The organism is Thalassobacterium maritimum (assembly GCF_031127805.1).
In the GTDB taxonomy this organism is placed as follows: Bacteria; Verrucomicrobiota; Verrucomicrobiia; order Opitutales; family Coraliomargaritaceae; genus Thalassobacterium; species Thalassobacterium maritimum.
This window is the reverse complement of sequence record NZ_JARXHW010000197.1, coordinates 1-636: the sequence shown is the minus strand read 5'-3', so window position 1 is coordinate 636 and position 636 is coordinate 1. Positions and strand designations below refer to the sequence as shown.

General features: G+C 54.2%; 1 protein-coding gene. It reads right to left on the bottom strand.

The window, feature by feature from the left end; genetic code table 11:
* Positions 1 to 636: tyrosine-type recombinase/integrase (locus QEH52_RS20015; protein WP_308952736.1), on the bottom strand; the 636-nt coding region annotated here is incomplete at both ends.

Sequence of the window (636 nt, the reverse complement as noted above, 5' to 3'; positions counted from 1 at the left end):
ATGCGTCGCATAACTGTGCCGTAATACATGCGAATTCGATCGTTTCGGGATTTGGGCCTTCACTGCAGCAATCGAAAGCTCCTTCTGATACGCACGCGGCAAGATGTGGTGTCGCCGCCTAGGGGCATCACGCTCACCGCGCGGGTCACGCGATAAGCTCTTCATCGGAAACACCCAAAACCATTCCCAGCGCCGTCCCGCTTTTGGCATCTTTTTGTCCAAAGCCCCCGGCATGAAGACCCCCGGCACATTCGCCGCACGATCCGCCTCGTGCACCTTGAGCACCTCCTGTAGATGCTCAACCAGAGCCTCCTTCAAGCACTTCGGCAAGGGTACACAGCGATCTTTATCGCCTTTACCAGCTCGGATATAGAGCTTTCCTCGCTCAAGATCCACGTCCTTGACTCGTAGTCGGCACAACTCTGAAATCCGTAAACCACAGCCATACTGCAAGCGAGCCATCAAAGACCACTGACCACGCACCTCCGCCAAAAGCCGGCTGATCTCACCTTTTGAATACACCACTGGATAATACTTACGTGGGTTCGCCTTCACATAGTCGCTAAAATCTCCCAGTTCCATTTTACGCACCTCGCGCAGAAAAAAGACACCCGCGTTCAAAGCCTGACGCTGCGT